Raw genomic sequence first — 26,339 nt, forward strand, 5'->3', positions numbered from 1 at the left:
AAGCGATCTTCACTGAAGGAGCCATCATGGCTCCTTTTTTTATGTCAGTCGTTCGGGGGGCCATAGAGAGTGTTTTACGGATGAGTGTTGATGAAGGTTAGGTGCGTTGAAAGAAGGTAGGGGAGGACAAATTGCAGGCAAAAAAAATGGCGCACTGAGTGCGCCATTGAACTAGAGAAGTAAATATTACTTCTTGTAAGCGTGAGCTTGGTTGTCAAGACGTTGGTTAGCGCGAGCTGCATCGTCTTTAGCTGCTTGAACGTCAGAACGCATTGCGTTCACGTCGTTGCTCAGTTGGTCAACTTTAGAGTTCAGAGTAGAAACGTCTGAAGACAGTTGGTCGATTTTAGCATTGCTTGAACAACCAGCCAGCATAGTTGAAGCCAGGATTACAGCGCCCAGTACCAGTTTAGTGCGATTCATTATAAAACCCTCTAGATTAAGTTAATCTCCATGTAGCGTTACAAGTATTACACAAACTATTTTCTAATGAGAATAATTTTTTGTCGGTAAACGCTATATTTTGATCGTTCGCTCAAAGAAGCATCTTTTTTTTCGAAAAAGTTAAAAATTGCTGCGAAAACAGCTGTATTCCATGGGACTTATCCCAATTTTGCTACGACCGCTTTTCGCACTTTTTATGAAACAAGATACTTTTTGAATAAATAAACGCCACATTTCGCGGCGTTCATTAATGCTCCTGGTCACGTTTTTAATTAAACAACATGCACCGATGAAGTATTTGTTGTGCCGCTCTGAACCAGTGCGCCAGAAACCATCACTACGATGTCGCCTTTCTGAGCCAGACCACTTTCGATAGCGGCTTCTTTACCGATACGGTAGAAATCATCAGTAGAGGCAATTTCTTTCACCAACTGAGTCACAACACCTTTGGTCAGGATTAACTGACGTGCTGTGATTTCATTGGTGGTCAGAGCCAGGATAGTGGCATGCGGGAAGTATTTACGCACAGCTTTAGCAGATTTACCACCGCTGGTTGCAACAACGATAAGTGGCGCATCCAGTTTCTCAGCAGTTTCTACCGCACCGCGGCAAACGGCTTCAGTAATACGCAGTTTGCGGTTGTCGTTCTGACCATCAATGCGGCTTTGCATTACGCGGTCAGTACGGTCACAAATGGTGGCCATGATAGTCACAGCTTCCAGCGGGTATTTACCTTTCGCACTTTCACCAGACAGCATGACAGCATCGGTGCCGTCGATGATGGCGTTAGCCACGTCGCCTGCTTCAGCGCGGGTAGGGCGCGGGTTTTTGATCATGGAATCGAGCATTTGCGTAGCGGTGATAACCACTTTGCGGGCGCGGTTACATTTCTCAATCATCATCTTCTGCGCAAAGATAACTTCTTCAACCGGGATTTCAACGCCCAGGTCGCCACGGGCAACCATGATGCCGTCAGAAGCTTCGAGGATTTCGTCGAAGTTGTTCAGGCCTTCCTGGTTTTCAATTTTGGAGATGATCTGGATGTGCTCGCCACCGTGTGCTTTCAGGTGTTCGCGGATTTCCAGAACGTCAGAACGTTTACGGATGAAGGAAGCCGCGACGAAGTCAACGCCTTGCTCACAACCGAAGATCAGGTCACGTTTGTCTTTTTCTGCCAGCGCTGGCAGGGCGATAGAAACGCCTGGCAGGTTAACGCCTTTGTTCTCGCCCAGGTCGCCGTTGTTCAGCACTTTACAGGTCACTTCGGTTTCAGTGACGTTAGTCACTTCCATACCGATCAGGCCGTCATCGACCAGAATGGTATTGCCGATTTTCAGGTCAGCTGCGAAGCCCTGATAGGTCACAGCCACGCGCTGAGTGTTACCGATAACGCTTTGATCAGTGGTGAAGGTATAAGTCTGACCCGCAACCAGAGAAGCGTCTTTGCCGCCTTCCAGTTTCATGGTGCGGATTTCAGGACCTTTGGTGTCCAGCAGAATTGCCGCTTTGTGACCGGTCTTCGCCATCACGTTGCGGATATTTTGGATGCGCTGACCGTGCTCTTCATAATCACCGTGGGAGAAGTTCAGACGCATAACGTTCATGCCTGCATCAAGCAGTTTGGTCAGCATTTCTTCGGATTCGGTTTTCGGGCCGATGGTACAAACAATTTTGGTCTTTTTCATGACGATTTTATCTACAAGTTGTGATGGAATGGAAAAGTGTTTGCCTGACAGCAGAGCTGCCCGCGCGGAATTGAGATGGTGCCTGGTTGAATCAAATCATTACTAAGCGTAGAAGACTGTGAAAGGAATGGTGTAGTAAGTTCAGCCAAAGCATAGCGATTTGTGCGATTTATCATCGCTACTGGAGTAGTCACGCTTTTATTAGGGCGATATCGACAGATCAAGGGGCTGAAACCATTCAATCGAAGAGACGATGCGTATTATAGAGGGGAACGGGGTGGGAAACCAAATAAAAAACGTGATGTTGCGCAAGCTTAGGAGAGATATCGGAACGTTGTTTTGAATTCAACCAATGCGGGCAGCGTATCAGTCTGCAGGTCACAACATTTTTTTCACCGAGCGTTCGCAAATGACACAAGTAACAAATAATCGTAAAAAAATACAAACAGATGTCGTTGAAGATCACTGAAAAACATCAGGCAGAACAGTTCAGGGATTTTAGTGTTGGGAGGTGAATCAGGTTTACATCAGAGAGGCAAGAGAGAACGTTGCTTTGGTGCGTCCGAGTGGACTCGAACCACCGACCCCCACCATGTCAAGGTGGTGCTCTAACCAACTGAGCTACGGACGCACATCATGCAACGGTACTGCGAGAAAATTGGTGCGTCCGAGTGGACTCGAACCACCGACCCCCACCATGTCAAGGTGGTGCTCTAACCAACTGAGCTACGGACGCATCGTTTTTCTGTCTGTCAGCCAGTGTTGGCGACGGGGACGAATATTAACGACCTCTCTGAACACTGGCAAGGGAAAAAAGACATTTTCCTGTCATATTGTGCGTGACTGTCGAGCTAATGCGCATTGCGTTGTTTTTTTAGGCATAACAGCCACTATGCAGACCCTAAACACCACGCGCTTCCAGGTGAAAATTTCATCGCGTGGGTGAGAGCAGAGGATCAGCGACCGGCTTTTTGCAAAATAGTGTAGGACGGTTGCTTCTGCAACCAGCGCATGCGCAGGGTCATCATTAGCGCCGCAAAGGTCAGTCCCAGAATAAATCCGCACCAGAAACCACTTGGTCCCATTCTCGGCACCAGCAAATCGGTAAGGCCCAGCATGTATCCGACCGGCAGTCCCAGCACCCAATAGGCGATGAACGTGATATAGAAGATAGAGCGTGTATCTTTATAGCCACGCAAAATACCGCTGCCAATCACCTGGATGGCGTCTGAAATCTGGAACAACGCCGCAAAAATCAACAGGTGCGAGGCCAGCATCACCACTTCGGGACTGTCGTTATACAGCGCGGCAATGTGTTCACGGAACAAAATTGCCGTCGTCGCGGTACAACAGGCCATGAGAATACCGGTCACGATACTGGTATAAGCGGCGACTTTCGCACCTTCAACGGAAGATTCCCCAAGCTTTGAACCCACCCGAATCGTCGCTGCCACACCGAGTGAAAGCGGTACGACAAACATTAGTGAGCCGACGTTAAGGGCTATCTGATGGCTGGCCACGGCCACGATCCCCAGCGGAGAAACCAGCAGGGCCACGATAGCGAACAGCGTGACTTCGAAGAACAATGCAAGCGCAATCGGCAGGCCCAGTTGTGAAAGACGGCGTAGTGTCGCCCAGTCGGGTTTGGCAAAACGCGAAACAGGCTGAGTGTCACGCAGGGCACGGTTATGACGGACATAAAATCGCATCATAAAGAACATTACCCAGTAGACGGTTCCCGTGGCGACGCCGCAGCCGACACCGCCAAGGGCAGGCGCGCCGAATTTACCGTAGATGAAAATATAGTTAACGGGAATATTCACCAGTAAACCGATAAAGCCAAATACCATCCCCGGCTTGGTTTTGGACAAGCCTTCGCACTGGTCGCGCAGCACCTGGAAGAACAAGTAACCAGGTGCGCCCCACATGATGGCATGCAAATAACCGACAGCCTTTTCTTTCAGCTCCGGATCAATATTGTGCATCAGGCCGAGGATATGGTCGCAGTGATAGAGTACGGCGATGACCAGCACGGACACGCCGGAGGCCAGCCAGAATCCCTGCTGAACCTGATGACCAATTTTGTCGCGACGACCGGCACCGTTTAAATGCGCGATGGTGGGCGTCAGGGACAGTAACAAACCATGTCCGAATAAGATCGCGGGCAACCAGATGGAGGTCCCGACGGCGACGGCGGCCATGTCCGTGGCACTGACCGAACCGGCCATTATGGTGTCGACAACGCCCATGGAAGTCTGAGCGATTTGCGCAAGGATGACCGGAATGGCAAGCGCTAATAAAATCCGCGCCTCTGCAAGGTACTTCTGCACAGATACACCTTTTTTTGTTGATTATATTGAATAAAAAACGCCACGAAGGGTGGCCATAAAGAGTGGGAAATAGTCCGAAGATTGTACATTGTCGGTATTTTTAAGCAAACAAAGCTGTTAACGAGCGGTTAAATAATGAAATGAAAGCAGACCGTGCTATTTCTGCCCGTGAGGATTTGGCTTTCCATTAAATCTGCGGCAAACTGACAACAGTGTCGTTTTTAATACAACAGACTTATGAATTGAGGAAAGGCTATGTTTACCGGAATTGTTCAAGGAACCGGAACCGTCGTATCGATCGACGAAAAACCTAATTTCAGAACCCACGTTGTTCGCATGCCGGAAGATATGCTCGACAATCTGCAACTGGGTGCTTCTGTTTCTCATAATGGCTGCTGCCTGACGGTGACAGAGGTCAATGGTGACCTGGTCAGCTTCGACCTGATCAAAGAAACGCTTCGTCTGACCAATTTGGATGATCTCAACGTCGGCGACTCTGTGAATCTGGAACGTGCTGCGCGTTTCAATGATGAAATCGGCGGCCATCTGATGTCGGGACATATTATTTGTACCGCGGAAGTGGCGAAGATTTTGACATCTGAAAATAACCGGCAGATCTGGTTCCGTATGCCACATGAAGATCTGATGAAGTATGTATTACATAAAGGTTATATCGGCATTGATGGTATTAGTCTGACCGTCGGCGAAGTTACCCGTACTCGTTTCTGCGTACATCTAATTCCGGAAACGTTGCAACGTACCACGCTGGGGACTAAACGTTTGGGGGATAAAATCAATATCGAAATCGACCCGCAGACTCAGGCAATTGTCGATACGGTCGAACGCGTTCTGGCCAGCCGTGAAGCTGCAATTGCTACCGCGCAAGCCATGATCGAGAAGTCTGAATAACATCATTTTCAGCCAAATATTTTCCAGAGACTGCAAAAAAGAAAAACCGGACTTTCAGGTCCGGTTTTTTATGTCGTTTAGTTGCTGTTAATGAGGGTTAACGTGGAACGCGCATTCCGCCGTCAACGCCTTCAGGACTGAATACCACTTGCCAGAGCTGAATATCACGAGCCCTGAATGCCCCTGCGCAGGCATTGAGATAATACGTGAACATGCGGTGGAAACGATCGCCATATTTTTCTGCCAGTTCAGGCCAGTGTTTCTGGAAACGTTCATGCCACGCCATCAGTGTACGGTCATAATCCGCGCCGATATTGTGCCAGTCTTCCATGACAAACAAAGATTCGCTGGTTTGCGCAATTTGCTGAACAGAAGGCAGGCAGCCGTTCGGGAAGATATATTTATCAATCCACGGGTCGACGTTAAGATCTGTTTTGTTAGAACCAATAGTGTGCAGCAGGAAAATGCCGTCAGGTTTGATATTACGTTTGGCGACATTAAAGTATGTCTGGTAATTCTTCGGACCGACATGCTCGAACATCCCGACCGAGACAATCCGGTCAAACTGATCGTTGAGGTCACGGTAATCCTGTAGGAGGATCGTGACATCCAGTCCTTCACATCTTTTTTGCGCGAGCTTTTGTTGTTCTGCGGAAATAGTGACACCAACGACACTGACACCATAATTGCGTGCCGCAAACTCTGACAATCCACCCCAGCCGCAACCAATATCGAGCAAACGCTGCCCCGGTTTTAATTGCAGTTTATCGCAGATCATTTTGAGTTTTGCTTCCTGCGCTTCTTCCAGCGTTGTTGCTTCTTTCCAGTAGCCACAGGAATATTGCATATACGGGTCGAGCATCAGCGTGAATAAATCGTTGCCCAAATCATAATGCTCTTTGCCGACAATCCATGCACGTTTACGCGATTGCAAATTGGTAAGGCGTGCCGCGGCTACCCGCAGAGTGTCTTTAAAATGGTGGGGGAGTTTATTTTCCAAACCTGCACGGAGAACACGCTGGAAAAAAATATCAAGGCGGTCACATTCCCACCAACCATCCATATAGCTTTCACCCAGACCCAGAGAACCTTCCTGTAAAACACGCTTAAAAAAGTCAGTGTTTTTTACTTTAAGGTCGAAAGGGCGATTACCATTTACCTGGATGTCTGCCATCGCCAGCATTTCACTGGCTATCCGATACCACTGATTATCCTGAATGCTTAGGTCTTCTATACACGATGAACTCATAGCTTCTCCATCACTTTCTCTTCTGACTTATTAACCTGCCGGGAAAAGCAAAGGCTATTTTTTGCAGGTCTTTATGAGAACAGACGACTAGCGCCTCGTCCGATATCCGACACCAACAGAGGAAATTTAGAAGAACGCCTGCGGGCACAAGTCACGCAGGAAAATCATCCTTGAAAAACGTACTAGAAAAAATAGTGTGACGCATTCCGCGCGTCCGGTTTAAGTATGTAATAAAAGTTTTGTAAAAATGCTATTTTATTGGGTTTTGTTGAGTATAGGCTCGCCGGCAGGCATTCTCAATAGTTAATCGTCACGAATGAAAATGACCAGTAAGTGATTGTAACTTATGGTCATTATAACGATTAACTTTCAAGGCTTACTCAGGCTTCCTGCTCCGACTTTTGCTCTGTATATTGCGGATTTTTGTGCCGCACAGACATCCACCGGCCCAAAACTACCAACAATAGTGTAGACAGCATGGTGGTGACTGTCGCTATTAATGGTTGCGCAATAAATGCGGAAACCAGCAAACTGGCGAGGAAACACAATCCCAATTGCAGGGTATTTTGCAACGCAGCCGCTTTCCCTGTATTAGCAGGAAATGGCATTAATGCATTTGCCACAACAATTGGATAGATTGCGCCATTCACCAGAGCCATGAAACAGAACGGGATCAACAAGCTCACCAACCCGGCATCAGTGAACATGGCGACACAGAACAGACCCGTAACACTCAGACCATATCCTGTCAGCAGCCAGGGTAAAATTTTATTCCCATCTACCTTACTGATAAGCAACCGGCAGCCGAAACCACCGAGCAGGAAAGCGATGGTCTGCGGAACATAGCTCAGGCCAATCACGCCCGGCGAATAACCCATATCACTCAGAATAAACGGTGAACCTGTCAGCCAGGCAAAGAAACCGGCGGAACAGGCAGCGTAAATCATGACATTACCGCTGTAAACGCGCGACTTCAGCAACGTGCCAAAGCCCGCTTTTTCGTCAGATTTGTGTTCTGCCGGCTTATTTTCCCGCAGCGTGAAGGTGGCGATAAGCAACAGGGCGGCGACCGCAGTCAGCAGGGCAAATATCGCTTCCCAGTCAAAATGATTGAGCACCCAGGCGCCAAGCAAAGGAGCCAGCGCCGGCGAAAGTGCCACTAAAGGCATAATGCTGGCGAAGGTTTTTTTAGCGACATCCGCTGAAAAACGGTCCACCACGATTGCCTGCCAGGTCACTGCGGCGGCACAGACGCCCATGGCCTGTAAGAAACGCAGCGCCAGAAGGGCGCGCACGTTCTCGACCCAAATCACGCCCAGGCAGCCGACGGCAAACAGTGTCAGACCGAGCAGTAAAACCGGTTTGCGGCCAATGCGGTCTGACAGCGGTCCCCACAGCAATTGTCCGATGGCGAATCCGCCGAGAAAAATACTCAGGCTGGCGCTGATCATTCCCGGACTGGTCATCAGGCTAGTTTGCATTGCGCTGAACGCAGGAAGGTACATATCTGTGGCTAAAAAGCCGAGCATGCTCAGGCCAGCCAGATAGAGCATAAATCCAAAGGAGGGTTTCATTATTATCTCGTTAATTTATTTATTGCAGATGATTTGATGCAGGGATCTGTTCGGAGGCAGATTTTAACGCTTTGATAACAGCGTTGTGAAACGTTAATATTTGCACTCTGCTATCAAAAATATTGAAGGCTAAAATATGTGGTCAGAATACGCTCTGGAAGTCGTTGATGCGGTGGCAAGAACCGGAAGCTTCAGTGCGGCGGCACAGGATCTACATCGGGTGCCTTCTGCCATCAGCTATACCGTTCGTCAGCTCGAACAATGGCTGGCGGTGCCCTTGTTTGAACGTCGACACCGCGACGTCGTTTTAACGCCAGCGGGCAAAGTTTTCGTTGATGAAGCGCGGGTTCTGATAAAAAAAATGATAGCTACACGACGCCAGTGTCAGCAGGTTGCCAACGGCTGGCGGGGCGAGTTACGTATTGCTGTCGACAGAATTGTTAAACCGGCAAGAACCCGGCGTCTGGTGCTGGATTTCTATCGTCATTTTCCTGATACGGAACTGATTATTCATTCCGAAGTGTTTAATGGTGTGTGGGACGCACTGGTTGACGGACGTGCTGATGTGGCAATCGGTGCGACGCGGGCGATACCGGTTGGTGGTCGTTTCAGTTTTCGCGACATGGGGTTTATGGACTGGCACTGCGTGGTCAGCCCGCAGCATCCGCTGGCGCAGTTACCGGGTGCGCTCAGTGATGACCAGCTCAGGCCTTATCCCGCATTGTGTCTTGAAGATACCTCGCGGACGTTGCCCAAGCGTGATACCTGGACACTCGATAACCAGCGGCGTCTGGTTGTGCCGGACTGGACCTGCGCGCTTGAATGTCTGAGTGAAGGTTTATGTGTGGGAATGATGCCGGTACATCGCGTGAGCCATCGCATTGAGCAGCAGACATTGCAGGTTCTGGCGCTGGAGAATACCTTCCCTGACAGCCCGTGTTGCCTGACGTGGGACCAGAGTAATCCGTCACCTTCACTGGCGTGGTTGCTGGAATATATGGGTGATACAGAAACGATGAACCGTGAATGGTTGCGGGACTGAGAAATAAAACGCCTGCAAAAGCAGGCGTTATAAAAGATTAAAGGCAAACATTAACGGCGATAGTCACGGTACGGGCCATCGGCCACCGAACGACGCTCAACCAGTTTCGGATGCACCTCGATGGTCTGTGATTCTTCACGTTTGCTGACGATGCGGTCGAGCAACATAGTAAAGGCCATCTCACCCAACCGTTCTTTCGGCTGATGGACGGTCGTCAGTGCCGGAGAGAAGTACCGCGCATTACGCACGTTATCGTAACCAATCACCGAAATATCTTGCGGGACGCGCAATCCGAGTTCATCAGCGGCGCAAATTGCGCCCATCGCCATGACATCACCCCCGCAGAAGACGGCGGTGGGGCGTTGTTTCTGCATCAGAATCTTATGCATCGCCTGATAACCTGACTCCGGCTCGAAATCGCCCTGAACCACCCATTCTTCGCGAAGCGGGATATTGGCTTCCGTCAGCGCTTTGACAAAACCCTGGAAACGACCGCCGCCGGTGTTACGCGCCAGTTGTCCCGGGATCACGCCAATATCACGATGCCCGCGTTCGATCAGATAGCGTCCGGCCATATATCCGCCTTCGAAAGCATTGTCGATAATGCTGTCGGTGAAGTTTTTGCGCGCTTCGCCCCAGTCCATGACCACCATCGGAATCGAACGATACTCTTCAAGCATATTAAGTAATTCATCAGGGTATTCCGCGCACATGACCAGCAGACCATCGACGCGTTTTTGCGCCAGCATTTGCAGATAGGCCTGTTGTTTTTCCAGATTATTGTGCGAGTTACACAAGATCAGCGTATAGCCTTTGGAGAAGCAGCTGTTCTCGACGGCTTCAATCACCTCGGCGAAATAGGGCGCTTCACTGGAGGTTGCCAGCAGACCAATCGTCTTGGTGTTATTCACTTTAAGACTACGGGCTACGGCACTCGGCGAATAATGTAGCTCTTTAATGGCAAGCAGCACCGCTTCCCTGGTTTCTTCGGCGACGAAACGTGTTTTATTGATGACGTGCGACACGGTTGTAGTGGAAACGCCAGCGCGCTTTGCGACATCTTTAATCGTTGCCATGTAAAGAATGACTCCTGAACTTCCGTGCTTCAGCACGTTAGCATTATGTTAATCGTTTGCTTGCGCTGATTACACTGCGGACATCTAAAAGGGCAGTGTAATCATTGGGTGGATTCTTCAGAATGAGGCGTGAAATGCTCTCGGGTGAAATCGACCGGCACACAGGCGTGTTAACCGACAATTTTCTCTTATAATGCATGAAAGTGGAAGTAAAATTGTCATGTTCACATTTTCATTCAGCAGAAGATTTTAAAAGTGAATTATGCGAAAATGCGTTGGCACACATTTAGTGTGGCTAAAAGAAACGCCACAACTTGATCCGAAAGGGGGTTTGATGGACAGCAACCTGAAATTATCGTTGATCACCACGGTATGCGCTTTGCTCATGATTATCGCTTTCAGCTTCACGGCAGTGATGAACTAATCTGGCACTAAGACAGTAGTGAGACGCAACAAAAAAGGGCGATACCTTTCACAGGAATCGCCCTTTTCAATTTTACGCAGTGACCGTTACCGCCGATACTCTTCCCTGCAGAAACTCTTCGTTAAGTGCTATTCAATGGCTGATTAGCGAAACTTCAGACTTAACGAATTGTTTATTATCGGATTGTTTTTGGGGTCATTACCCGACGTGCGCCAACATAGTGGTCTTGCCAGTAATCATCGCCCAGTGAGGTGATTTTGATGTCTTCACCGGTTCTTGGCGACTGAATGAATTTGCCGTTGCCAACATAAACACCCACATGATCCGCTGCGCCGCGGTTGTTGATTCTGAAGAACACCAGATCACCGCTTTCAAGTTCGCCGCGTTTCACCGGCGCTGCATCGCGCAGGTGGTACATCTCGTTTGCCGTGCGCGGCATTTTAATGCGGATCAAATCTTTATAAGCGTAATAGACCAGACCGCTGCAATCAAAACCGGTATTCGGAGAAGTTCCTCCCCAGCGATAAGGTTTGCCGACCTGGTGCATCAGCTTAGTCATCGCCGTTTGTTGTGCGTGCTGATAGCGTTTTTTATGTGTCGCACTCAGCGTAATAGGTTTGGTGTCTTCTTCGCGTAATTTTTTACCTTTACGGTGTCGGCCATACGCTTCTTTCTTGCTGACTTTTTCACTGCTGTTTTTGGCAAGCGCTCGTGATTTAGTGGCTTTATCTGTCTTTTTCTCGGCCCGCGTTGTCCTGAGTGTTTTTTCTTTTTTGCTTTCGGCCCGGGTTGTTTTAACGCTTTTCTCAGAAGTTGTCTTGCGCCTGACCAGTTCGGTGCTGCTGACCTTCTTCGATTTTGATGTTTTTTCCTGAGTCTTTTTCTCTGTCACCGGTGCGACTTTTGTTTTTTTACTGGTTTTCGCAGCCACTGTTTTTCGCTTTCGCCTTTCTTCCGGCGTCAGGGAATTAACATGACTCTTTCGCTGATCGGCAGAGACGCGGGTCTGTGGCGACGCATGAGCCATATTAAGAAACAGCTGGGTAAAGAGCAGCACAAAAAGCGTGAACAGTAAGCGCATAGCTTCGTTACCATGAGTGGTTGGGTTAAACATCAGGGATGTCAGAGTATTGCCTAAAAGAACCCGACAAAAAAGCACGAATTGACTCGATTCTAGATCATATTGTGAGAAAAAGTTAATAGCTTTTTTTATGTCGAAATATCCGCCATTTTTAGTCAAAAAAATAACCGTTTTTCATCAGGTTAATATTTGAGATAAAGAATGCGATTTGGCAAATCTGACATTATCGTCGAACGGCAAAAATGTTATTCTCGATGAATCTTTAAATATGTGATGTTCAGCGCAGCCGCCAAAAATTGTTTAATAAAATGCCAGTATTGAGAAAGACCCCACAAAAAATGGCGTTTTTATCTGATGGCTGGCGTCGTTACAATAGAAAGTATTGTGTTTGCGCACCGTTTTTGGGTGCCGCGCGTGATGAGTAATGACCGTGACAGCCTGTACCGGCTTGAGGAAGCAAGAAATGACTACTCCAACTATTGAAAAAATTCAGAAGCAAGTTTCTGAAAACCCGATCCTGCTTTACATGAAAGGTTCTCCAAAGCTGCCAAGCTGCGGTTTTTCCGCTCAGGCTGTTCAGGCGCTTTCAGCCTGTGGCGAACGTTTTGCTTATGTTGATATTTTGCAGAACCCGGATATCCGCGCAGAAATGCCAAAGTTTGCTAACTGGCCAACTTTCCCGCAGTTGTGGGTTGATGGCGAACTGGTCGGCGGTTGTGACATCGTGGTTGAGATGTTCCAGCGCGGCGAACTGCAGCAGCTGATTAAAGAAACTGCTGAAAAATACAAATCTTCTGAAGAGTAATTCTAAGAAGGCCGCCGTCCTTTGAGGAGGGTGAAAACAAAAAGAGCGACATTGCGTCGCTCTTTTTTATGTCTGGATCCAGCCAGCCGTACGGATTACTGCTGATTTTCCTGCTGCGCGGCTTCGTCTTCCGCTTCTTCTGCAGTCAGGGGCAACGGCCAGCCGCCAAGACGCTTCCAGCGGTTCACCAGCTCACAGAACAGCTCAGCAGTGCGTTCTGTGTCATACAGTGCAGAGTGAGCCTGACTGCTGTCAAACACCATTCCCGCGCTGATACAGGCTTTTGCCAGCACCGTTTGCCCGAGCACCAGTCCGCTTAACGCCGCAGTATCAAATGTGGCGAAAGGGTGGAACGGGTTACGTTTCAGCCCGGCGCGCTCGGCTGCCGCCATCAGAAAACTGTGATCGAAATTCGCGTTATGCGCCACGATGATTGCGCGGTTACAGTTTTGCTCTTTCATCCCTTTGCGGATGACTTTAAAAATCTCGTGCAGGGCTTCATATTCACTGACTGCGCCGCGCAACGGGTTGGTCGGATCGATACCGTTAAACGCCAGCGCTTCCGGCACCAGTACCGAACCTTCAAAAGGTTCTACGTGGAAATGCACGGTCTCATCGCTTTGCAGCCAGCCGTCCTCATCCATCTTCAATGTGATTGCTGCAATTTCCAGCAGCGCATCGGTTTGGGCATTAAATCCGGCAGTTTCAACATCAATGACTACCGGATAAAAACCACGAAAACGGCCTCTCAGGGCGTTAATGTCACTATTCTCGGCCATTAGTTTCTTATCTTCATCGAATTCAGCGCGCATTATGACAAATTTTGCCGTTCGTTGCAGGGCTGCGGCAAAAATTGGGCAATAAAAAAGGGCGCATTTGCGCCCCTTTCAGCATTCAGGGGGATCAGTTGCCCAGACCCTGGCCCGCATGTTTGGATTCGATCAGCTCGATTTTGTAACCGTCCGGATCTTCAACGAATGCGATAATGGTGGAGCCGCCTTTAACCGGACCGGCTTCACGGGTCACTTTGCCACCCGCATTACGGATGTCATCACAGGTTTGTGCCACGTTATCGACACCCAGAGCGATGTGCCCGTAAGCGGTGCCGATGTCGTAGCTGTCAACGCCCCAGTTGTAGGTCAGTTCAATGACTGCGCCTTCGCTTTCATCGGTGTAACCGACGAATGCCAGGGAGTATTTGTATTCAGTGTTTTCGCTGGTGCGCAGCAGGCGCATGCCTAACACATCGGTATAGAAGCTGATTGCGCGTTGCAGATCGCCAACACGAAGCATGGTATGGAGTAAACGCATAGGTTCCTCTTTATTTGCAGGATGAGAATTATCGGTTCAAGCCTAACTGATAGAGACCATTTTGTCTGTAAAACGACGCTCGGTTGCTGAAGGCCTGAACAAAAAAAGCAGCAGAAGGAGGGCCTCTTCTGCTGCAAGGATGGTGTTACTCTTTTTTAATCATTACAGCGTCGGGTAGTCGGTGTAACCCTGAGCACCGCCGCCGTAAAAGGTTTCTGGTTGTGGATCGTTAAGCGGAGCGTGGGATCTCAGGCGTTCAACCAGATCCGGGTTAGCGATATAGCTGCGACCGAAAGCCACGGCGTCGATGTAACCTTTTTCGATAAGTTCTTCGCCTTTCTCAGCGGTATAAGCGCCGGCCCCGACAATCACGCCCTGATAATGAGCGCGGATCACCGCACGGAATTCAGCCGAGTAAGGTTTACCGCCTGCCCAGTCAGGTTCAGAAATATGCAGATAAGCGAGTTTACGTTTGTTCAGCTCATCCAGCAGATAGATAGCTGCCTGCTCCTGATCTTCACCGTTATCCAGCCCGTTAAACGGACCCATTGGTGAAATACGGATACCCACACGGTCTGCGCCGATAGCGCCGATAGCGGCATCGACCACTTCCAGCGTCAGGCGGGTACGGTTTTCAATGCTGCCGCCGTATTCGTCTTCACGCAGGTTAGATGCCGGAGACATGAACTGGTGCAACAGGTAACCGTGCGCCGCATGCAGCTCAATGTAATCAAAACCAGCCTCTGCAGAACATTCTGCCGCGTGGCGGAAATCGTTGATGATCCCCGGGATTTCGCTCAGTTCAAGCGCGCGCGGTGTCGGGCAATCGACACGAATGGCGTGGCCTTGCTCATCGCGCAGGCTGGTGCGGGTTTCAGGATTCACAGCAGAAGGCGCAACCGGCGTCTGGTTATCCGGCTGAACGCTGTTATGAGAAATTCGGCCCGTGTGCCAAAGCTGAACCGCAATGTGGCCATTTTTCTGATGCACACCTGCGACGATTTTTTTCCACGCAGCCACTTGTTCTGGCGTGTGCAGACCCGGCGCACCGGCATAGCCTTTCGCCTGGAAGGAAACCTGAGTAGCTTCGGTAATGATCAGGCCGGAACTGTGGCGCTGCGCGTAATATTCGCCCATCAGCGGGGTAGGGATGTCACCCGGTTCGATGCTGCGCAGGCGGGTAAGGGGCGCCATAAAAACACGGTTAGGCAATGTATTTTTGCCGACAACAATGGGGGTGAAAAGCTTGGTCATTTCAATAACTCCGGATTTAATGGACTGATCGTTATGGCATTAAGGAACATAATTCCCGCTACACGATCGTTTCGCAATGCCTCTTTCTATCGTATCTGGCCTCTGCCTGACTACGCGCCCTGTGCCTTTTTGCAGATCCTCTTGCAGGATGAACAGAAAACGTCTTGAATAAAAGTTCACCGTTATTTACGGAGGACGCGTGGCCCAGCAACTTGAGTTTTTCGAAATCCCCAGTCCGTGCCGTGGCATATGTCAGGCCGATGAACGCGGTTATTGTCGCGGTTGCCTGCGCAGCCGTGAGGAACGTTTCGGCTGGATGAAAATGACGGATACGGAAAAGCGCCATGTTCTGCGGTTATGCCAGCAGCGTCTTTTACGTCAGCAGCGGGCCGGAAAGCAACCCGACGAACCTTTGCCGGAACAACCGGAATTGTTCTGATTTTTCATCCCGGCCGCCAGCGTCGTGACGGCTGTCTGCTTCTTTGTAATTCTTACGCCCCGCATCAATACAGCGCCGCAGGCGTTGTGTATTCTGTCGGTCGAAAATCAAAAACTTAAGGGATTCAAAATGGAAGCGCGTACCCTGATTTCTCCTCAAGGCCCGGTATTCTCAAAATTGATTTGCGGTTACTGGCGTCTGATGGAATGGAACATGACGCCGCAACAGATTCTGGCCTTCATGGAACAGCATATTGAGCTGGGCATCACCACGGCCGATCATGCGGATATTTACGGAGATTATCAGTGCGAAGCCGCGTTCGGCGAGGCTCTGCGACTCAAGCCTTCCCTTCGCGAAAAAATGCAACTGGTCAGTAAATGTGGCATAGCAACACGGGCCAATCCTGATAACAAAATCGGTCACTACATTACAGATACAAAGTACATCGTGGAACGTGCCGAGAAATCGCTAAGTAATCTGCATACCGATTATCTGGATTTGCTGCTGATCCATCGCCCGGATCCGCTGATGGATGCCGATGAAGTGGCTGAGGCATTCACGCAAATGCATAAAAGCGGCAAAGTAAAACATTTCGGCGTTTCTAACTTTACTCCGGCTCAGTTCAGCCTGTTGCAGTCACGCCTGCCGTTCCAGCTGGCGACGAATCAGGTGGAAATTTCCCCGATCCATCAGCCGGCGATCCTCGATGGCACCTTAGATCTCTGCCAGCAATTGCGTATTAAGCCGATGGCGTGGTCCTGCCTGGGTGGCGGTCGTTTGTTCAGCGACGCAGAGTTCCAGCCGCTGCGCGACGAACTTCAGGCGGTGGCAAACGAAATCGGTGCCGATACGATCGAACAGGTGGTTTACGCCTGGGTGATGCGTCTGCCATCTCAGCCTCTGCCGATTATCGGTTCGGGTAAAATTGAACGTGTGAAATCAGCCTGTAAATCATTGTCACTGGACATGACCCGTCAGCAATGGTTCCGCATTCGTAAAGCTGCTCTGGGCTACGACGTTCCTTAATCGCTTCTGCTTCAGGCTGCATATCCGCAGCCTGAAGCATTAAGCACAGAAAGGTCAGGCAGGTTTGGTGGCAGTGACCACCGGCGCTGCAGGACCCTCATCCGAAGAAATGGCTTGCTGCAATTGAGAAAGCGAGCAATAGAGACGCCAGATTACCCCTGCAAGTTCCCGCGCCGCCGGTTCAGGGTGATGCGCCAGTGAATTGCTCATCCGCAGTAGCTCCGTCAGCGTAGCATCCAGATTTTCGTGGCTGACCCCGCGTTCTGTCATGACGCCTTTCAGGCAATGAATACACACGTCACGCACCGCGGAAAGCGGATCCGAACGGGTTTCCCATTCACGTAACTGCCAGACAATGTGGCTGCAATTGAGCAGCACTACGCCCCAGCGCAGCAGCCAGGTGCGGGAGAGCTGATCTTTACTTTGACTGAGCTGATTCATCCGGTGGTAAATCAGCGATTCAAACTGGAAATGGCTTAGCGAAGGTTTGCGGCTGAGCTGATCCATAAAATCACGGCGCAGGGCGCGGATGATGCGGCGACTTTTACGTTTATCCGAACTTGGCCTCAGGACCTGAAACGCGATACCCGCCAGCATCACACCGGCAATCTTGGCCACGCCGTCGTTCATAAATGACTGATAGTCGAAATCCGGCGGGTTAGTGACCGCTAAAAACGATCCCATGAAGACAATCATTTGTCCCCACAAACCGGCGTAACGTTTGTACTGCAATTTCATCATCTGCATCGTGACCAGCATCGGCAGGAAGAAAGCGCAGAATACCCAAAAGTTGTCGATCTGAACCATCAGCCCGAACTTGAGCAGAAAACAGCCGACAAACAGTAAGCCCAGCGATTTAATTAACAGAGTGACGCTGCTGATAGGGGAGGCCGTCGAAGAATAAAGCACGCAACTGACAGCGGTCAGCGCCACCGCACCCGCGCCTGAATCCCACTGTGTGCCCATCCAGAAAGCGCAGCCAATCACAATACACAAAAAGGTGCGCAGTCCGTTATACGCGGCTTCCAGCGTGTCGGTGTGTTGCGCCAGATGGCTGATTTTGGGCGGCTGGAGTGTTTCAGCTTCCGCCACATTGGCGTTTTCCACACGGCGCAGCCAGCGTTCACTGCGCAGATACAGCCAGCAAAAGTCACGTAACCGCTGCCAGAATGCCTGATGACGAAAATCCGAGGTGTCATGAGGTTTAATATGCTGGAGAATTTTCGACAGTTTGTATTTATCAGTATCGGGCTTGCGCAATTCATCAAGCAAAACGCTCAGCACTTCAGTCAGGTTTTCCGGCGGAGTTGGCCAGTTAAGCAACATGCGGCGCAAGCTGGAAATATAACTGGTCATGCGCAACTGCTGATGAAGCAGATAATTGAGCACATTATTCTGACGACGCAGGCGGTAATGGCTCCAGACGGCCTGAATGCGTAACAGATTCATGGTCAGGATTTGCCCGATCAATCCTTCGTGCGAGGTGCGGATCTGGTCGGAGATTTCTGTGCGCCATAACAGCTGCGCATGTTCCAGTAACTGGGTATGCATTTTACGCAATGAGGTGAGCAGTGCGTCGCCGTCCGAGGTGCTGGGCAGCACCATCATCATAAAACCACCGCACAAAATACCGGTGACGACTTCTCCCACACGAGCCTGAGCGATATCAAAAATCTGCGTCGGATCTTTGACGTCTACCGTTGAGAACGCAATGATGGCTGCTGTATATCCCGCCAGAGCAAACGCGTAAGAAACGTTGTTCTGATAATGATTGGAGACATAAGTACAAATCCCCAGCCAGGCTGCGATGGCGAAAGTGAACAGCCACGGCTCGTTCAGACAATGTCCGGCAATAAATACCGCGCCCATGGCACCCAGCAAGCTGCCAATAATCCTGCCGATACTTTTACTGATGACGCCGCCCACGGTCGGGAAACTGACCACGGCGGCGGATGTCAGCGCCCAGTAAGGTTCGTCCATCTGGAATTCAAACGCAATATACAGCGCGAGTATCATCGCAATGGAGTTGCGCAAGGCATACCGCCATTGGCCGCCGGTGGCTTTTCCCCACGGGGTGTTTTTCCATTCGAGCCAGGAAAGATTCACGACGAAACCTTAATTACGCACGGAAATCGTACAGGTCGTTCCGGCCACCAGAACAACATGCTCTGGTACATTTTCAAGCTTAATTCTCACCGGTATTCTCTGCGCAAGACGAACCCAGGGTACATTCGGTTTTACGTTCATCAGTAAATCTTCCTGGGTATCCAGGCTCTGGTCATAAATCGCACGGCCAATACTTTCGACGCGACCCTGCAACGGAATATTGCCGTTAAAGAGGGTAATATCCGCCATATTTCCTTCGCGAATATTTTTGAGTTTGGTTTCTTCGAAATATCCGAGAACATAAAACGAATGGATATCCACCAGCCCGACCAGCGGCGTACCGGTGGTAGCATAGTTACCTCTGCGGGTTTGCAGATTGGTGATATAACCGTCAGTCGGCGCGACAATAGTGGTTTTGCTCAGATTCCACTTCGCCTGTTCTAATGACGCCTGCGCAGCCTGATATTGTGCCTGCATCGCTTTGGCGCTGATATTTGATTCATCTAAGGATTCAGCGGAAATAACGTTGGTGCCGAGGCCGCGACGTCGTTGGGCTTCATGATTGGCTTTGGCTAAATCAGCTGCCGCTTTCGCCACTTCAGCTTCGGCATTAGCGACGGCGATTTTAAACGGCACAGGATCGAGACTGAACAGGGGATCGCCACTTTTAACAAACTGATTGTCGTGGATATTTATTGCTGTGATCCGCCCGGAGACTTCCGGTGTGATATCCACAATTTCGGCGCGTACTTTGCCATCCCGCGTCCACGGCGACTGCATATAATAATTCCACATCCACCAACCGGCGCAAATTGCGACGGCGAAAACCAGCACTGTCGAGAAATATTTGAGGGTCTTGAATTTCATTTCAGAGGTTCACCATAAGTATCAGTGCGGCACAAATAGAGATAACGAAAAGAGATAAATCCATCAGGGTGGGATGCCAGACTTCACCAGAATAAATCCAGTCGCGCAGCAGTCGGTGTATCAGAAGCCAGAATACCAGCCCCAGTAAAAGCGCTTTGAACATCGGGGGGAAATAAAGTGAGGCACCCAGGACCAGATCCGGTAGCGGGAAGCCTGAGTGAAACATTTGCGCATTCACAATATTAATCTCTGCCGGTGATTGTGTTATAAACAAGATTAAATCTGAAAGCGGGGATTCCGCTCCCGGATGCAATAGTACCTACCATTATATATAGAATTGTAATTTCTCGATTAAAGTTCCTAAAACTAAGCTAAACTCTGGGGAGTTATCTTAGCATGCTAATTATAAGGAGGGGATAATTGGAATCGAATCTGGGGTCAGATCTAGCACGATTAGTTCGTGCCTGGCGTGCGTTGATTGACGATCGGTTAAAGCCGTTGGAACTCACGCAAACACACTGGGTAACACTGCACAATATCAACATGTTGCCTCCGGAGCAGTCTCAAATTCAGCTGGCAAAAGCCATCGGAATTGAGCAGCCGTCTCTGGTGCGTACACTGGATCAACTGGAAGAAAAGAAACTGATTACCCGTCAGACTTGTGCGAGCGATCGCCGTGCTAAGCGCATCAAGCTGACTGAAGAAGCCGCGCCAATCATCAATGAAATGGAGTCGGTTATTGATTCCACGCGCAAAGAAATTTTGTCTGGCATGTCTTCTTCAGAAATCGAACAACTGGGCGGGATGTTATCCCGGCTGGAAAAAAATATTGCTGCATTGCAAAGCAAATCATAAGAACAGGTTTTTATCTATTTTTGTCACACAGCGTCATATTTGCTCTACACAAAAAAAACCGAAGCCAGTGGCTTCGGTTTTTTGTTTGCGCTTCAGTTAGTTGCTAGCAGAACGCATCAGGCGCTTGGGGAAACGGTAATGGTGCTGCCGCTGCTCGCCATGCTGACACGCTGACCTACGCTGAATTTGGTCGCGCCAGCTTTCTGAACAACCTGAATGGTTGTGCCGTCATCACGACGGATTTGCAGTTCTACACCGTTAGAACGGTTAAGAGAACTCTGCACGCCCTGACCTGCGACGCCACCGGCAACTGCGCCCGCAGCCGTTGCCAGACTACGACCCGTACCGCCGCCAACCGTGTTACCCAGGAAACCACCCAGTACTGCACCACCAAGTGCGCCGACGATGTTTGAATCATCGCCACCCTGGATTTGTACCGCACGTGTAGAAACGATAGTCCCGTAAGTCACTTGTTGAATTTGTTTCGCCTGAGACGAGGAGTAAACGTCGCCAGACAGTGAGTTATCGCTGACGCAGCCAGTAAGAGAAATGCCAGCAAGTGCGACGACGAGTAAACGCTTAATCATAAATAGCTCCTTTTTTATGCTGCTGTACGGCTTTCAGACTAGCCACAACAACAGAGAAAAAACAGTACACAGTTCAACATCAGTGTCGAGGGTGGTCGTATACCATAGTTACTTCACTTTCTCCAAGTATACAGGAGGCGTGTTCAACTAATAATAAACGCAGGTTTAAGTTTTAGACAGCAGTGAGTGCGATCAAATATCTTCACCCTGAATGTTGTTATTGGCCGATTTATCGCCAGTCTGTTTTTAAAAAATAAAATTCTTAACAAGAAAAACACGAAGCCATCACAGGGTGTAATAAAACTGAGTAACTCATGGCGCAATGCTTCCTATACCGATTACTCTGTCACTATTACTTTTTGTCGGATGTTTTCCGGGAGTTGAGGATGTTATCTATGAAGTCAGGTCGTTATATCGGCGTGATGTCCGGCACCAGTCTTGATGGCGTGGATGTTGTGCTGGCTGCTATCGACGAGCGTCTGGTCGCGCAACAGGCCAGCTACTCGCATCCCATTCCCATTGCATTGAAAAACGCCATTCTTGGCATGTGTCAGGGACAGCAGGTGACGCTGGAAGAGGTCGGCAAGCTCGATACTCAGCTGGGGATATTATTTGGTGAGGCCATTTTAGGGCTGCTGAAAAGTGCCGATATTTCACCGGAAGAAGTCACCGCGATTGGCTGCCACGGGCAAACGGTCTGGCATCAGCCTAAAGGCGATACCACGTTTTCTATGCAACTGGGCGATAACAACCGCATTGCTGCCATGACCGGCATTACTACTGTCGGAGATTTCCGCCGTCGCGATATGGCGTGGGGCGGGCAGGGTGCGCCGCTGGTTCCGGCCTTCCATCAGGCCCTGCTGTCTGATCCGGCTGAGCGCAGAATGATCCTTAATATCGGCGGCATTGCGAATCTTTCAATGCTACTGCCGGGACAGCCGGTGCGCGGCTACGACACCGGGCCGGGCAATATGCTGATGGATGCGTGGATCTGGCGTCATAAAGCGCAGCCTTATGATAAAGGCGCGGAGTGGGCGAATGAGGGACGGGTGAATTTACGTCTGTTGCAGCAAATGTTGTCCGACCCGTACTTTGCTGAACCGGCACCAAAAAGCACCGGTCGTGAATACTTCAATATGGCGTGGCTGGAAAAGCAGCTGGCGCGTTCAGCCGAAACTTCTCCGGCCGATGTGCAGGCCACGCTGGCTGAACTCACGGCAGTCAGTATCGCCGAGCAGGTTCAATTAGCTGGCGGATGCGACCGTCTGATGGTCTGTGGCGGTGGTGCGCGTAATCCCCTGCTAATGACGCGCATGTCAGCCATGCTGCCGGGCACGGAAGTGTGTACCACGGATTCCTGCGGGATCAGCGGTGATGATATGGAAGCACTGGCGTTTGCCTGGCTGGCGTTCAGAACCTTATCGGGTCAGTCGGGTAATCTGCCTTCCGTCACAGGTGCCAGCCGCGAAACTTTGCTCGGGGCGATTTATCCGGTGGTTTCAACCCGCGCCTGACGCGTTCTCGGTTTTATCTCAATGTGTTGTGCAACCTGTCATGGTACATAACAGATAAACCGAGAACACTCAGGGAGTTCAGAATGAAAAAGGCGATCATCGCTTCTCTTGCAGGATTAACGCTGGCCGGATGTAGCCAGTTCAGTCACCAGACCGAAAGCCCGACGCAGGAACTGCACTATCAGTGCGGGACATTGCCGCTGACCGTCACGCTGGATAAACCGGCACAGCAGGTCAATATGGTGATGGACGGCGAGCAGTTGAAACTGAAACAAGTTGAGGCAGCTTCCGGCACCAAATACAGCGATGGCCGTTACACGTTCTGGTCGAAAGGTAATCAGGCTTTCGTCCAGCGTGGTGAAAACGTCATCATCGACGATTGCATTCAAAAATAAACCTACCCGTCATACTTTGAACTGCAAATGCGTTGGCTGCGTTTGCTCACCCCGGTCACAGAGTTATCTATGCTCCGGGGATCCCCTCACTTGCCGCCTTTTTGCATCTCGAATTACTTTGGGTAGCTTCTTTTTTCATAATTTCTCTTTTCAAACCCCGCGTCAGGAACGTTGAGATCCTGACGCGGCGGGTGCACAATGCGTCTACCTTCCTTTGATACGCAATTGATCCATATGGCTGATAATAAAGAATTTGATATTGCGGACTCGCGCCGTGAATACACCCGGGGCGGATTACGTCGCGCTGATTTAACGCCGGAACCGCTGCCGCTGTTTGAGCGCTGGCTGAAACAGGCGTGTGATGCCCGTCTGGCCGATCCGACGGCGATGGTTGTCGCGACGGTGGATGAAAACGGACAGCCTTTCCAGCGCATAGTGCTGCTCAAACATTATGATGAAAAAGGGCTGGTGTTTTACACCAACCTCGGCAGCCGTAAGGCGCAGCAGCTGGCGGGCAATTCCCGTATCAGCCTGTTATTCCCCTGGCATATGCTCGACAGACAAGTCAACGTTCTCGGTCAGGCAGAGCGTTTATCCACGCTGGAAGTCATGAAATACTTCACCAGTCGTCCGAAAGACAGCCAGATTGGCGCATGGGTTTCTCAGCAATCCACCCGCATTTCGGCGCGTGGCGTGCTGGAAAGTAAATTCCTCGAACTGAAACAGAAATTCAGTAATGGTGAAGTGCCGTTGCCAAGTTTCTGGGGTGGTTTTCGCGTCAAAGTGGATTCAATGGAATTCTGGCAGGGCGGTGAACATCGTCTGCACGACCGGTTCATTTATCAGCGTGATGAAGCTGAGACAGAAACTGGCTGGAAAATAGACCGCCTCGCACCTTAACCACGAAAAAACACGCGATTCCCTAGCGCTCGGGCGACGAGCGCTTTATTCTATGTCGTTCCCCGAAAGGTGAGAGAAAGGGCACATGCGCGGCATGATGTCAGACATGAATCTGCACACATTCAGTACATATTTCTAAGTACAAACAAACGGAGTCTTTGATGGCGAGCAGCAACCTGATTAAACAACTGCAAGAGCGGGGCCTCATTGCCCAGGTAACGGATGAAGAAGCGTTAGCAGAGCGACTGGCGCAAGGGCCAATTGCACTCTATTGCGGTTTCGATCCTACCGCAGACAGCTTGCATTTGGGACATCTGGTGCCTTTGCTTTGCCTGAAACGCTTCCAGCTGAACGGCCACAAGCCTGTGGCGCTGGTGGGTGGCGCAACCGGTCTTATTGGTGATCCGAGCTTTAAAGCGACCGAGCGTAAGCTGAACACCAATGAAACCGTGAATGAGTGGGTGGAAAAAATCCGTCAGCAGGTTTCTCCGTTCCTGGATTTCAGCTGTGGCGATAACAGCGCAATCACCGCGAACAACTACGACTGGTTCGGCGGCATGAACGTGCTGACCTTCCTGCGTGATATCGGTAAACACTTCTCTGTTAACCAGATGATCAACAAAGAAGCGGTGAAACAGCGTCTGAACCGCGATGACAGCGGCATCTCCTTTACCGAATTCTCTTACAACCTGCTGCAGGGTTATGATTTTGCGTCCCTTTACGATCTGCACAAAGTTGAGCTGCAAATCGGTGGTTCCGACCAGTGGGGCAACATCACCTCAGGTATCGACCTGACCCGTCGTCTGCACCAGAAACAAGTGTTCGGCCTGACCGTTCCGCTGATCACCAAATCTGATGGCACCAAATTCGGTAAGACCGAAGGCGGCGCAGTCTGGCTGGATCCTAAGAAAACCAGCCCGTACAAATTCTACCAGTTCTGGATCAACACAGCGGATGCCGACGTTTACCGCTTCCTGAAGTTCTTCACTTTCATGAGCATTGAAGACATCAATGCGCTGGAAGAAGAAGACAAAACCAGCGGCAAAGCGCCTCGCGCGCAGTACGTTCTGGCGGAAGAAGTAACCGGTATGGTTCACGGCGCAGAAGGTCTGGCGGCAGCGAAACGTATCACGCAGAGCCTGTTCTCCGGTTCCCTGAGTGAAATGACAGAAGTCGATTTCGGTCAGCTGGCGCAGGACGGCCTGGAACTGTTTGAAGTACCACGCGATACAGACCTGCAACAGGCTCTGGTGATTGCAGGTATGGCGCCGTCGAAAGGTCAGGCGCGTACCATGATTTCTTCCAACGCGGTTTCCGTAAACGGCGAAAAACAGACTGACACTGAATACAACTTCACTGACAGCGATCGTCTGTTTGGTCGTTATACCTTGCTGCGTCGCGGTAAAAAGAACTACACCCTGTTGCTCTGGGCATAAGTTTTAGGCAAGCATAACGGGGGGCCGAATGGCCTCCCGTTTTTGTTCACTGATATCAGTTATTCCGCCATCTCCCGATGACGTTGCAATCGGAAATTCCTCATGAAAAGCATTCTTTCTATCCAGTCACACACGGTTTTTGGTCACGCGGGTAACAGCGCGGCGGAATTCCCTATGCGTCGTATGGGCGCAAACGTTTGGCCGCTGAATACCGTTCAGTTCTCCAATCATACTCAGTATGGCCACTGGACCGGCTGTGTGATGCCTGCCACGCATCTGACGGAAATCGCGCAGGGGATTGCGGAGATTGACCGTCTGAAGGATTGTGATGCGGTGCTAAGCGGCTATATAGGCTCGCCGGAGCAGGGACAGAGCATTCTGGAGATTGTCCGCCTGGTGAAAGCGGCGAATCCGGATGCCTGGTATTTTTGCGACCCGGTCATGGGGCATCCTGAAAAGGGCTGTATCGTGGCACCGGGCGTTGCCGAGTTCCATTGCAATCAGGCGCTGGTTAACTGCGACATTATTGCCCCGAACCTGCTGGAGCTGGAATTACTCAGCGGCCATGCGGTGGCAAGTGTTGAAGAAGCGGTGGCGACGGCGCGTGAACTTATCAGCAAAGGCCCGAAAATTGTGCTGGTGAAACATTTAAGCCGTGCCGGTTATCACAGCGATCGCTTTGAAATGCTGCTGGTAACCGCGGATGAAGCCTGGCATATCGACCGCCCGCTGGTTGATTTTGGCGTGCGTCAGCCGGTCGGTGTCGGTGACCTGACCAGCGGTTTGCTGCTGGTCAATCTGCTCAAAGGCGAAGCGCTGGATAAAGCGCTGGAACACGTCACTGCGGCGGTTTACGAAGTGATGCTGACCACTCACGCGATGGGTGAGTATGAGCTGCAAATCGTGGCGGCGCAGGACAAAATGGTCAAACCAGAGCACCATTTCCCGGCGGTCAAACTCTAGATTTTACCGCCATAAAAAACGCCCCGTGCTTTAAGAGCCGGAGCGTTTTTTATTTATGTCTGTCTGT

At 50.4% G+C, this 26,339-nt stretch carries 27 protein-coding genes and 2 tRNA genes; 13 read left to right on the forward strand and 16 right to left on the reverse strand.

The genetic code is table 11. The features are described 5' to 3' along the window. Positions 1-186 precede the first annotated feature (186 nt). The 5 genes from CKQ54_RS11875 to CKQ54_RS11895 all read right to left on the reverse strand — a co-directional run bounded on the left by CKQ54_RS11875 (position 187) and on the right by CKQ54_RS11895 (position 4,459). Positions 187-423 (reverse strand): major outer membrane lipoprotein, encoded by a 237-nt coding sequence (locus tag CKQ54_RS11875; protein ID WP_056773575.1) that lies wholly within the window; start codon positions 421-423, stop codon positions 187-189. Positions 424-716: 293 nt separating this feature from the next. After that, positions 717-2,129, reverse strand: a complete 1,413-nt coding sequence (gene pykF, locus CKQ54_RS11880) for a pyruvate kinase PykF (protein ID WP_112287943.1) — start codon at positions 2,127-2,129, stop codon at positions 717-719. 554 nt (positions 2,130-2,683) lie between these two features. Continuing rightward, positions 2,684-2,760, reverse strand: a tRNA-Val gene (locus CKQ54_RS11885). Between the two features lie 28 nt (positions 2,761-2,788). Continuing rightward, positions 2,789-2,865: transfer RNA gene (locus CKQ54_RS11890), tRNA-Val, on the reverse strand. A 220-nt stretch (positions 2,866-3,085) separates the two neighbouring features. Beyond that, positions 3,086-4,459: an MATE family efflux transporter gene (locus CKQ54_RS11895; protein WP_120161793.1), complete on the reverse strand. Its 1,374-nt coding sequence runs from the start codon at positions 4,457-4,459 to the stop codon at positions 3,086-3,088. Between the two features lie 255 nt (positions 4,460-4,714). Between CKQ54_RS11895 and CKQ54_RS11900 the strand changes: the two genes are divergently transcribed. Next, positions 4,715-5,368 (forward strand): riboflavin synthase subunit alpha, encoded by a 654-nt coding sequence (locus CKQ54_RS11900; RefSeq protein ID WP_120161794.1) that lies wholly within the window; start codon positions 4,715-4,717, stop codon positions 5,366-5,368. A 97-nt stretch (positions 5,369-5,465) separates the two neighbouring features. On the opposite strand, the gene cfa is transcribed toward CKQ54_RS11900, so the two are convergent. Then, the gene (cfa, locus tag CKQ54_RS11905; RefSeq protein ID WP_120161795.1) at positions 5,466-6,617 is read right to left on the reverse strand and encodes a cyclopropane fatty acyl phospholipid synthase; all 1,152 of its coding nucleotides are present in this window, start codon (positions 6,615-6,617) and stop codon (positions 5,466-5,468) included. A gap of 380 nt (positions 6,618-6,997) precedes the next feature. Then, on the reverse strand, positions 6,998-8,191 hold the full coding sequence (gene punC / locus CKQ54_RS11910; RefSeq protein WP_120161796.1) for a purine nucleoside transporter PunC: 1,194 nt from the start codon (positions 8,189-8,191) through the stop codon (positions 6,998-7,000). A gap of 136 nt (positions 8,192-8,327) precedes the next feature. Between punC and punR the strand changes: the two genes are divergently transcribed. Next, on the forward strand, positions 8,328-9,233 hold the full coding sequence (punR, locus tag CKQ54_RS11915; RefSeq protein WP_120161797.1) for a DNA-binding transcriptional activator PunR: 906 nt from the start codon (positions 8,328-8,330) through the stop codon (positions 9,231-9,233). A 50-nt stretch (positions 9,234-9,283) separates the two neighbouring features. Here punR and purR read toward each other — a convergent pair whose 3' ends face one another. Then, complete coding sequence (gene purR, locus CKQ54_RS11920; protein WP_112287937.1) at positions 9,284-10,309, reverse strand: HTH-type transcriptional repressor PurR; 1,026 nt, start codon at positions 10,307-10,309, stop codon at positions 9,284-9,286. 334 nt (positions 10,310-10,643) lie between these two features. On the opposite strand from purR, the gene cydH reads away from it, so the two are divergent. Beyond that, positions 10,644-10,733, forward strand: a complete 90-nt coding sequence (gene cydH, locus CKQ54_RS26095; protein WP_122095584.1) for a cytochrome bd-I oxidase subunit CydH — start codon at positions 10,644-10,646, stop codon at positions 10,731-10,733. A gap of 175 nt (positions 10,734-10,908) precedes the next feature. Here cydH and CKQ54_RS11930 read toward each other — a convergent pair whose 3' ends face one another. Then, on the reverse strand, positions 10,909-11,814 hold the full coding sequence (locus CKQ54_RS11930) for a C40 family peptidase (RefSeq protein WP_120161798.1): 906 nt from the start codon (positions 11,812-11,814) through the stop codon (positions 10,909-10,911). Positions 11,815-12,168: 354 nt separating this feature from the next. Here CKQ54_RS11930 and CKQ54_RS25990 point away from each other — a divergent pair, with 354 nt between their 5' ends. Both CKQ54_RS25990 and CKQ54_RS11935 read left to right on the forward strand, forming a co-directional pair. After that, on the forward strand, positions 12,169-12,297 hold the full coding sequence (locus tag CKQ54_RS25990; RefSeq protein ID WP_279630510.1) for a hypothetical protein: 129 nt from the start codon (positions 12,169-12,171) through the stop codon (positions 12,295-12,297). Then, positions 12,278-12,619 (forward strand): Grx4 family monothiol glutaredoxin, encoded by a 342-nt coding sequence (locus tag CKQ54_RS11935; protein ID WP_015697793.1) that lies wholly within the window; start codon positions 12,278-12,280, stop codon positions 12,617-12,619. Before CKQ54_RS25990 ends, CKQ54_RS11935 begins: the two co-directional genes overlap by 20 nt. A gap of 95 nt (positions 12,620-12,714) precedes the next feature. On the opposite strand, the gene rnt is transcribed toward CKQ54_RS11935, so the two are convergent. The 3 genes from rnt to nemA form a co-directional block, all read right to left on the reverse strand. Beyond that, positions 12,715-13,431 carry a ribonuclease T gene (gene rnt, locus CKQ54_RS11940; protein WP_120161799.1) on the reverse strand — a complete coding sequence of 239 codons (717 nt, stop codon included), beginning with the start codon at positions 13,429-13,431 and terminating at the stop codon, positions 12,715-12,717. A 91-nt stretch (positions 13,432-13,522) separates the two neighbouring features. Beyond that, a complete protein-coding gene (gloA, locus tag CKQ54_RS11945; RefSeq protein ID WP_112287933.1) occupies positions 13,523-13,930 on the reverse strand; it encodes a lactoylglutathione lyase in 408 nt (135 codons plus the stop codon). Positions 13,931-14,092: 162 nt separating this feature from the next. After that, on the reverse strand, positions 14,093-15,190 hold the full coding sequence (gene nemA / locus CKQ54_RS11950; RefSeq protein WP_112288006.1) for an alkene reductase: 1,098 nt from the start codon (positions 15,188-15,190) through the stop codon (positions 14,093-14,095). 193 nt (positions 15,191-15,383) lie between these two features. On the opposite strand from nemA, the gene CKQ54_RS11955 reads away from it, so the two are divergent. Together CKQ54_RS11955 and CKQ54_RS11960 are read left to right on the forward strand one after the other, a co-directional pair. Beyond that, positions 15,384-15,623, forward strand: a complete 240-nt coding sequence (locus CKQ54_RS11955) for a DUF1289 domain-containing protein (RefSeq protein ID WP_112287932.1) — start codon at positions 15,384-15,386, stop codon at positions 15,621-15,623. 129 nt (positions 15,624-15,752) lie between these two features. Continuing rightward, complete coding sequence (locus CKQ54_RS11960) at positions 15,753-16,649, forward strand: aldo/keto reductase (protein ID WP_120161800.1); 897 nt, start codon at positions 15,753-15,755, stop codon at positions 16,647-16,649. Positions 16,650-16,703: 54 nt separating this feature from the next. Here the strand turns inward: CKQ54_RS11960 and CKQ54_RS11965 are convergent, their stop codons facing one another. From CKQ54_RS11965 to CKQ54_RS11975, 3 genes are read right to left on the reverse strand one after another with little or no spacing between them, the layout of a single operon-like run. Next, positions 16,704-18,755, reverse strand: coding sequence for an FUSC family protein (locus CKQ54_RS11965; protein ID WP_120161801.1), 2,052 nt, complete (start codon positions 18,753-18,755; stop codon positions 16,704-16,706). Positions 18,756-18,764: 9 nt separating this feature from the next. Then, positions 18,765-19,622 carry an efflux RND transporter periplasmic adaptor subunit gene (locus CKQ54_RS11970; RefSeq protein WP_120161802.1) on the reverse strand — a complete coding sequence of 286 codons (858 nt, stop codon included), beginning with the start codon at positions 19,620-19,622 and terminating at the stop codon, positions 18,765-18,767. 1 nt (position 19,623) lies between these two features. After that, positions 19,624-19,848, reverse strand: coding sequence for a DUF1656 domain-containing protein (locus CKQ54_RS11975; RefSeq protein ID WP_112288005.1), 225 nt, complete (start codon positions 19,846-19,848; stop codon positions 19,624-19,626). A 194-nt stretch (positions 19,849-20,042) separates the two neighbouring features. Between CKQ54_RS11975 and slyA the strand changes: the two genes are divergently transcribed. Further along, a complete protein-coding gene (gene slyA / locus CKQ54_RS11980) occupies positions 20,043-20,477 on the forward strand; it encodes a transcriptional regulator SlyA (RefSeq protein ID WP_112287928.1) in 435 nt (144 codons plus the stop codon). Positions 20,478-20,593: 116 nt separating this feature from the next. Here the strand turns inward: slyA and CKQ54_RS11985 are convergent, their stop codons facing one another. Continuing rightward, positions 20,594-21,064 (reverse strand): outer membrane lipoprotein, encoded by a 471-nt coding sequence (locus CKQ54_RS11985; RefSeq protein ID WP_112287927.1) that lies wholly within the window; start codon positions 21,062-21,064, stop codon positions 20,594-20,596. A 395-nt stretch (positions 21,065-21,459) separates the two neighbouring features. On the opposite strand from CKQ54_RS11985, the gene anmK reads away from it, so the two are divergent. The 5 genes from anmK to pdxY all read left to right on the forward strand — a co-directional run bounded on the left by anmK (position 21,460) and on the right by pdxY (position 26,272). Beyond that, complete coding sequence (gene anmK / locus CKQ54_RS11990; protein WP_120161803.1) at positions 21,460-22,578, forward strand: anhydro-N-acetylmuramic acid kinase; 1,119 nt, start codon at positions 21,460-21,462, stop codon at positions 22,576-22,578. A gap of 83 nt (positions 22,579-22,661) precedes the next feature. Further along, on the forward strand, positions 22,662-22,973 hold the full coding sequence (locus CKQ54_RS11995) for an MliC family protein (RefSeq protein WP_112287925.1): 312 nt from the start codon (positions 22,662-22,664) through the stop codon (positions 22,971-22,973). Positions 22,974-23,207: 234 nt separating this feature from the next. Then, entirely contained in the window at positions 23,208-23,873 is a 666-nt protein-coding gene (pdxH, locus tag CKQ54_RS12000) for a pyridoxamine 5'-phosphate oxidase (protein ID WP_112288004.1), read from the forward strand. A gap of 161 nt (positions 23,874-24,034) precedes the next feature. After that, complete coding sequence (gene tyrS, locus CKQ54_RS12005; protein ID WP_120161804.1) at positions 24,035-25,309, forward strand: tyrosine--tRNA ligase; 1,275 nt, start codon at positions 24,035-24,037, stop codon at positions 25,307-25,309. A gap of 102 nt (positions 25,310-25,411) precedes the next feature. After that, complete coding sequence (pdxY, locus tag CKQ54_RS12010) at positions 25,412-26,272, forward strand: pyridoxal kinase PdxY (RefSeq protein ID WP_120161805.1); 861 nt, start codon at positions 25,412-25,414, stop codon at positions 26,270-26,272. Positions 26,273-26,339 lie beyond the last annotated feature (67 nt).

This window comes from Rahnella variigena (genome assembly GCF_003610915.1).
Taxonomy (GTDB): Bacteria; Pseudomonadota; Gammaproteobacteria; order Enterobacterales; family Enterobacteriaceae; genus Rahnella; species Rahnella variigena.